The organism is aff. Roholtiella sp. LEGE 12411 (assembly GCF_015206995.1).
GTDB lineage: Bacteria > Cyanobacteriota > Cyanobacteriia > Cyanobacteriales > Nostocaceae > Komarekiella.
Window position 1 is genome coordinate 21,148 of the sequence record NZ_JADEXR010000073.1, and the last position, 7,476, is coordinate 28,623.

Genomic DNA, 7,476 nt, shown 5'->3' on the forward strand with positions numbered 1-7,476 from the left:
TAGGTCTGGTGGGCGCTTCCACTGTCAAACTGAGTGTGGAGTAAACTTGTCGTTCCACATCAGGGCAATGCTTGACGTCAACAAATAGTGCTGGTCACTTAACAACCTGATGCAGCGACTAAGTTTTAATACTTAGTAGGTCGTTGATGAGGCATTCGCCGAAGAGGGTGCAATATTTAAATTATGCTTCGTATATACGTATCTATCTACCTATAGATTTTTAGATTTCACTCCTTGATAAGATACTTAAACGAACTTAAAGGTTTATGGCATTCTAAATCATTATAATTCCTCAAGGTTCTAAAGCGAATCTTTGGAGCCATAATTGTTTTAACCGTTGCTATCGATGAGGAGTTTCAATACCAGTAGGATACCGTTAAGGCTACTATCTGAAAAATTATCAGAGTGGCAAACACAAACGCCACAGATCTAAAAAAATTGGACGCAAGCAAGTGTCCGTGATAGCAAAGCCGATTACATGATTTTAATAGCGTTGAAATTGTAACCAGAATCGCTTATATGAGTCTTCTTGGGGGATATTACTTCAGGCGCAAAGAGCATCAGCAGTTGGCAGATAATCATGCCGGAGGTTCCCACATGAAGAATGACCCCCAAATCCCTATGTCAATGCTACAGTACCCGCTTTATGACTTTCTAGCAACCGTACCAAGCTGCTTAGAAACAAGTGCTCTGGCAGTGGTGCTGGAGATTTTTGAGAAAGAGCAGTGCGATCGCTTGGTGGTAGTAAATCAACAGCAAAGCCCCATAGGGTTGCTGTATTCTGCCCGTTTAATACAAAAATTATTAGCAGATGATGGTGATACATTTTTAAATTTACAGCAGTCACTCTCCACCTTTGGTCAAACTCTAATTGACCCAATACAGACAATACCAGCTTCAAAGCATGTAGAGCAATTAAGCTGGTGGTTGCGTTACCAACAAGCCCAAAAACACCAGAATTTAGATTGGGCACTGATTGACTCTGATGGCAAGTTTTTAGGGCTGGTAGATAGCTTACGCTTGTTGCAATTGTTGGTTAAGGAGAGAGTGGCAGGCTCATTTCCCCTTGGCTCCACTGCCCAGAGGGCATCTCAAGGGACTCCCCAAGAGTATGATGCTAGTGTGACAACTCACTCGTCAACGCAGGCGCAAAATGAACGCAAGCCACTAGTACACAACTCACTAGTACAGTTATTGGAAAAACTGCCTTGGCCTTTGATGTTGCAAACGGGTACAGGTGAGGTAGTAGCGCAAAATCCAGCTTGGTGGCAGCAATTAGGAGTTTTAAAAGATCCAGAAGGAGTCAAGCAGCAGGTTGAGGCAATACTTGCTCCTGTGCGAGTCAACAAACCAGAATACGCCACCCAAAAAGCAGTCAAGGTTCATCCCAATGGTAGAGGAAATGATCTTGACGATCAAGGACAACCAACATCGAACAAACATCTTTCAGAAGAACATACCTTGTCGTTCCAGGGTGAAGCAATGCCCCAACCAGGCTTGCCAATGTCGGAATCTCAGAACCAGGAACAGCAAGCAGTTGTAGAGACTCCATCAAGTCGGTGCTTCTTGGATAGTCAGGTAGGTACTTGCACCTGCGTTGTCGAAGTTCAAAATGGTCAGGAACGAATCTGGCAGTTTGCCAAAATTCCCTTAGATAGTCCGGAGTTGAAAGTTCTGAATACTGATCCAGAGGTTCTTCTAGGCAACGCCAGTACCTCTACACTAGCTCCTCAGCAACGCCAGTCCGCTCAATGGGGAGAATCTTCCGTTCGCGCAGCGTCTTTGCTAGGAGAAGTTCAGAGCGTTGGAAGGCGACATACTGAAAACTCTGAGCACGCGGCTGGCTTTTCAGCACTCAACACTGATTTATGGTTAGTGTTAGCTACTGATGTGACTGAACAGCAGCAGCTTTGCAAAGAACTAGCAGCTAAGAATGCCGATTTAATCCAACTGAATCGGTTAAAGGATGAGTTTTTAGCTTGTATTAGTCATGAACTGAAGACTCCGTTGACTGCTGTTCTGGGATTATCACGGTTGCTCGTGGATCAGCAGTTGGGAGAACTTAATGAGCGTCAAGCCCGTTACGCGGGATTAATTCATCAAAGTGGACGTCACTTGATGAGTGTAGTCAATGACATTTTAGATTTGACCCGCATGGAGACGGGACAGATGGATTTGACGTTGACCCCAGTCAAAATTCGTGCTGTGTGCGATCGCGCCCTATCAGAAGCAACAGCTATTCACACTCAAACTACCAAATCATCAACTACCGCCCAACCTCAAGCACGCTCATCCACTCCTGAATTCACTCTCTCCATTGAACTAGGCTTAGACCAGATCGTGGCAGATGAATTGCGCTTGCGCCAGATGCTAGTACATTTACTTTCCAACGCCTTTAAGTTCACCGAAATATCTGGTGAAATTGGGTTGCGGGTGAGTCGTTGGGAAGGATGGATTGCCTTTACCATCTGGGACACAGGCATCGGCATTCCCGAACATCAACAACATTTAATATTTCAAAAATTCCAACAACTAGAAAATCCTCTCACCCGCCAGTTTGAAGGCACAGGTCTGGGGCTAGTATTAACTAGGGCCCTGGCTCGCCTCCACGGAGGAGATGTCAGCTTCTTATCTCGTGAAGGTAAAGGCAGCCAGTTTACACTGCTTCTACCACCAAGCCCTCCGAAAACAAGCTTTTCTGAGCCAGAGGTGGGAACCACTGAAGACTGGGAGATACAGCCAAGAGGAATCCCTACAACAACTCGTCAGCTTGTCAGTGCGCCCTCGCAGCATCACCCCACATCTTCGCAACGGTTGGTCTTGGTAGTCGAAGCAGTAGCCCGATATATCGAGGATTTGACCGAACAACTCAAAGGTTTAGGCTATCGAGTCGTCATTGCGCGATCGGGAACAGAGGCGGTAGAAAAAGCTAGGCGCTTGCAACCAATAGCGATATTTTTGAATCCCTTGCTACCCTTATTGTCTGGTTGGGATGTGCTGACTTTACTAAAATCTGATAATGCCACTCGCCATATCTCCGTAATTGTCACAGCGACGGGAGCTGAAAAGGAGCAAGCATTTGCCAACCGAGCCGATGGTTTCTTAAGCTTGCCAGTGGAGCATCAGGTTTTGGCACCAACCCTGGAAAAATTATGTGCCACACCAGAAGTTCCTCAGTTAGGGTCAGATAGCAGCAAAACCATCCCGGCTAACACTCCACTGAGAATTCTCAGGTTGGTGAATCCTGAGTTGGAATCGGTCAATCCCCACCCCTCACTTCGAGAACACCGGGTGATTGAAGTAGATGACTTAGATCAAGCAGAACTCTTAGCGCGAGTTTGGCAGTTCGATGTAGTTTTACTAGATGTAGAAGGTTCTGTTGCCCAAGATTACCTGCAAAAACTTACTGGACACGCACGTTTGGCGGCTCTGCCGTTGGTTACTTGTGATGTCGCAACCACCTTGGCGGCCTCTCAAATACCAGGGTTAGCTGTGTTTCCCTGTTTAACACCAATTGGTAAAGACAACAGTTGCAGCGGGAAAACAGATGCTTTATTGTCGGTACTGCAAATTGCCTCTGGTATCTGCTGCCCTCCCAACATATTAGTAGTTGATTTAACAATGCTGCGTGATTTACCGCAGGGAAGACGTAAGCAGGTAAAAGGTTATCGAGCACAAAAAAATTGCTCGATCAGTAGTGAAACTGCTGAACGGGGATCTGAATGGTTCCAAGCCTTAATTCAATACTTACAAACAGGAGGTTTTAAAGCAGCGATGGCTCGCTGTTGGGCAGAAGTGCTACAACAAATTCGTCACCAAAGCGTTGACTTATTACTGATTTGCTTAGGAGAATCCGCCATTCATAAAGAGATGCTAAAAGCACTCAGAGCATTGAAAGATTTACCTTTCAAGTTACCACCAATTTTGGTACTCAACCAGCGATTAAATCGCACCGAGGTAATTTCTCAGCCAGAGGTTGCTCATGAGCAAATTCAGAAGCAGAGGAAGAATGGATTGGAATCTATAGAAACTGTTGTGGGGGCGATCGCAACTCAAATCCTACCGCGTTCCATATCAATGGAAGACTTATTAAACCAGATCAATCAAGCTCTAGCTGCCAACGCTCAACATAACAAATTCTGATCAGGGCATTGGGTATGGGGCATGGGGCATGGGGCATTGGTTTTTCACAAATCACAATTTAATGAACATCAAATGAGATATCTAGTTTTTGATTTTTCCTTTTCTTAAAAGGAACTCGAATCAGATTATAAGCTCCCTTGGTGGCTAAATTCTTGTAATCATCTGGCTCTAAGTTCATTTTGAGAAACTTTTTCTGCTCAGCTAGAAGCAGTAACGAAGGTGGCTGTGGTGTCTTAGCTGCCTCGTTTTGAATATGCTTGACAACTTCTTGAGGAAATCTTAAATAATTTACCTGGGTTTGGCTGTAAAATGTCACACTAGGTTTTTTAAAGCCCATCATTACCAATTCTTCATTTGGTTGTTTTGATTGCAGTGCGATCACAGACAATTCTCTTAAGGGTAATTGACGCTCCCGATCAATAAAAAACATCGCAGGCGTTAAGACAACGATCAAAAATGCCACAAACCCCAGCAAATTAATATTGATAATGTAATTCCAACGGCGATTTAGTAACAAACCTGCAACTAAGACAGCACAAACAAGCCAAATTACACCCCCTGTTACTGGTAAACCCGACTTTTGAATTAGTATACGGAAGTTGGGTATAGCCGGATCTCTACCTAATAATTGGCTTAAATTAAACATTCCTACTGCCAAAAATGATAGAAATACAACATTCACCCAGCCGCTTACCCGGAGAAAAGGGGAGGGAGATGGGGGATGAAAAGAGGGGGAAAGAATTGTTTGCTTTGCCTTTGTAGCTTGGAAAAAATCGCTCCACAACAGCGCCACTAGAATAGCCGCTGCTGGCATTAAAGGCAACACATAACTAGGGAGTTTGGTGACAGCAATGCTGAAAAAGCCAAAGATCCCAGCAAACCAGAACCACGCAAATAAACCCAATTGCTGAGAGCGTTCCTGTAAACGCCAGTGCGATCGCTGCCAAAACTTTAGCCTAGTTATTGCGATCGGCAAATACACTGAATATGGCGCAAAGCCTAAAAGCACCACTAAAAAGTAATAATACCAGGGAGCTGAATGATGATTGACAACGCCCGTAAAGCGTTCCAGATTATGATAACCAAAAAAGGAGTTAATATAACTCCAACCATTGCGCCAAGTCACTAACGCATACCAAGGCGCTGATAAACCGAAAATAATTAAGATACCTATAAGGGGGCGCATTTCTCGCAACACCTCCCGCAGCTTCCCTAAATAGAGCAAAAACGCAGCAATAATTAACCCTGGTAAGACAATTCCTACCGGGCCTTTAGCTAAAATTGCTGCTGCAATTAGTACATAACAAGCTAAATACCACTTATTGGGGAATGGAGAAGTAATTTCGCTCCGAGATTGGAAAAATTCCTCTCTAATCCCCAGTCCCCAGTCCTGAGTACTTCCTTTTCCTGCATACCCCAGAAAGAAGCATAACAATGCTGACGCCATACATCCGGTGAGCAGCATATCTGAGACACCCGTTCTCCCCCAAATAATCATTTCGGGATTGAGTGCCATCATAGCTGATGCCACAAATGCTGTTAAGTAGCGGCGAGTAGAACGTGAAACTTTTTCTAATTCGTCTTGTTTTGCTAGACACCACTGTACGGTGTAAAAAGCCAAACTAATTACGCCCATTGCAGCGATCGCAGAGGAAAGACGTACTGCCCACTCATTTACTCCAATGATTGCATAGGCGATCGCCTGACACCAATAAATTAAAACAGGTTTATCGAAACGAGTCTCGCCGTTGAAAAATGGCGTAATCCAATCACCTGTAACAAACATCTGACGCGAAGCTTCGGCAAACAGTGGCTCTGTTTCATCAATCAAGCCAATACTGCCTAAATTCCACCCAAAAGCAACCCAACCAATTAAACTCAACCATAAAATCGACACCATCACAGCAAGGGCTGGACGCTTTCCTAGATTGTTGAACCACTGCTCAACAGCGCTTGTAACACTCAATTTCAGCCTCAATCAATCAATAGTCAACAGTCACTAGTCAATAAGTCGTTGGTTATTGATGTTTTGTTCTTCCTTCTTTTTGAGTTTTTCATTATGAACTACGAACTATGGACTCAGAACTAGTTGCCATTCTCTGCTTTGGGTATTCCACGTAGGTGAAGAAGTTTCCCCCACAACATACGGGCCCCAGTAGCGACGGGAACCATCTTGTGCAAAGGCAACTAAAATATCCCCCTTTTCCAGCTTTAAGTTACCTTGAGGCAAGGATAGAATCAGCCCTTTTTCACCACCTTCTTTGGGAGCAAAGTCCCAATGTGCTGGAACATCATAGTTAGCCTGTTTAGAAGTTGCGCTTTTGACTCCCGCCTGTCGCGCCAGTAGGGCCAGCCGCACAGGCTGATTTGTGAGATTGCTCATCCGCAAAGTCCCTGATCCCTTGGCTTTGTCAGATGATTGATTCCGGGCCAACACAGGATTAGTATTATTTTTAGCACTATATTCTACCTGATTGCTTGGGATCGTTGCTGAAGTAGATAAGCTGGCGGAGATCGCTTTTTCAGGTGAAACAGTTACAGACGGAGTTTTGTCTAACTGTGAAGCTTCTGTTGATGTTTGTGTAGTAGATATGTCGGTGTTTGCTGGCTCAAAAGATATGCTCATCTCAAAGCAACTTACTACTAGCCCAAGCAGTCCCAAGCAAAAAGCTGTAACACCAACGTTACGATACACTACTGAAAATCTCATATTGGATAGTCTTTAGAAATAAGAATTTTGTTTAGGCTTGACCAAATAGTAGCCCATTATCACAAAAGGCAATCAAAAAAAGTAGCCTATTATAGATTTTTCGGAAAAATTAAGCTCTAAAATGTATCATAAATATCGTTTTTAGTAGAAAGCCTTTGGTGTAGGTAATTCACCTGATGATTGATTCAAGAAGATTGTAAACACCCAGTGCCTCGTGTATTACCCGTGGGCTTGAGTAAAAAAATAAAATTGGATACACAGCCAGCGAATTCATTGATAAAAATCAATAAAAATTTTTAGTCAGCCGCTAGCGATCGCAACAAGGTGTGATCAGCCCAATTTTATGAACACTCTACTTAGCTGTGAGATACTACAATACGGACAGCCGTCTTTCGGGGAGCTACACTTTTCTAGAGATGATAAAATGTATAAACTTTTTTGGACACTGGAAAACCAGCACATATTCACATACTAACAAAGAAGCTTATGCTATAACCAATATCCTCAACATAGGAATATTTCACAGGTCGCGGCGTTCCTCTCCCTGGATACTGGGTACTGGATACTGGGAAAACATTATTTTTAATTTGAATACCACTACCCCAATCCCCAATCCCCATTAC

Annotated in this window: 3 protein-coding genes; 1 reads left to right on the forward strand and 2 read right to left on the reverse strand. The window is 43.8% G+C overall.

Annotation, left to right across the window (positions count from 1 at the left end; all coding sequences use genetic code 11):
- Nucleotides 1-519 precede the first annotated feature (519 nt).
- The gene (locus tag IQ246_RS16895; RefSeq protein WP_244142064.1) at nt 520-4,143 is read left to right on the forward strand and encodes an ATP-binding protein; all 3,624 of its coding nucleotides are present in this window, start codon (nt 520-522) and stop codon (nt 4,141-4,143) included.
- A 58-nt stretch (nt 4,144-4,201) separates the two neighbouring features.
- Here the strand turns inward: IQ246_RS16895 and IQ246_RS16900 are convergent, their stop codons facing one another.
- Both IQ246_RS16900 and IQ246_RS16905 read right to left on the reverse strand, forming a co-directional pair.
- Entirely contained in the window at nt 4,202-6,121 is a 1,920-nt protein-coding gene (locus tag IQ246_RS16900) for a glycosyltransferase family 39 protein (RefSeq protein WP_194004512.1), read from the reverse strand.
- A 93-nt stretch (nt 6,122-6,214) separates the two neighbouring features.
- Nucleotides 6,215-6,853 carry a hypothetical protein gene (locus IQ246_RS16905; protein WP_194004513.1) on the reverse strand — a complete coding sequence of 213 codons (639 nt, stop codon included), beginning with the start codon at nt 6,851-6,853 and terminating at the stop codon, nt 6,215-6,217.
- Nucleotides 6,854-7,476 lie beyond the last annotated feature (623 nt).

Excerpts from the sequence above, each read along its gene's own strand:
- IQ246_RS16905 (WP_194004513.1), bottom strand. The coding sequence starts at position 6,853 with ATGAGATTTTCAGTAGTGTATCGTAACGTTGGTGTTACAGCTTTTTGC.
- IQ246_RS16895 (WP_244142064.1), top strand. The coding sequence starts at position 520 with ATGAGTCTTCTTGGGGGATATTACTTCAGGCGCAAAGAGCATCAGCAG.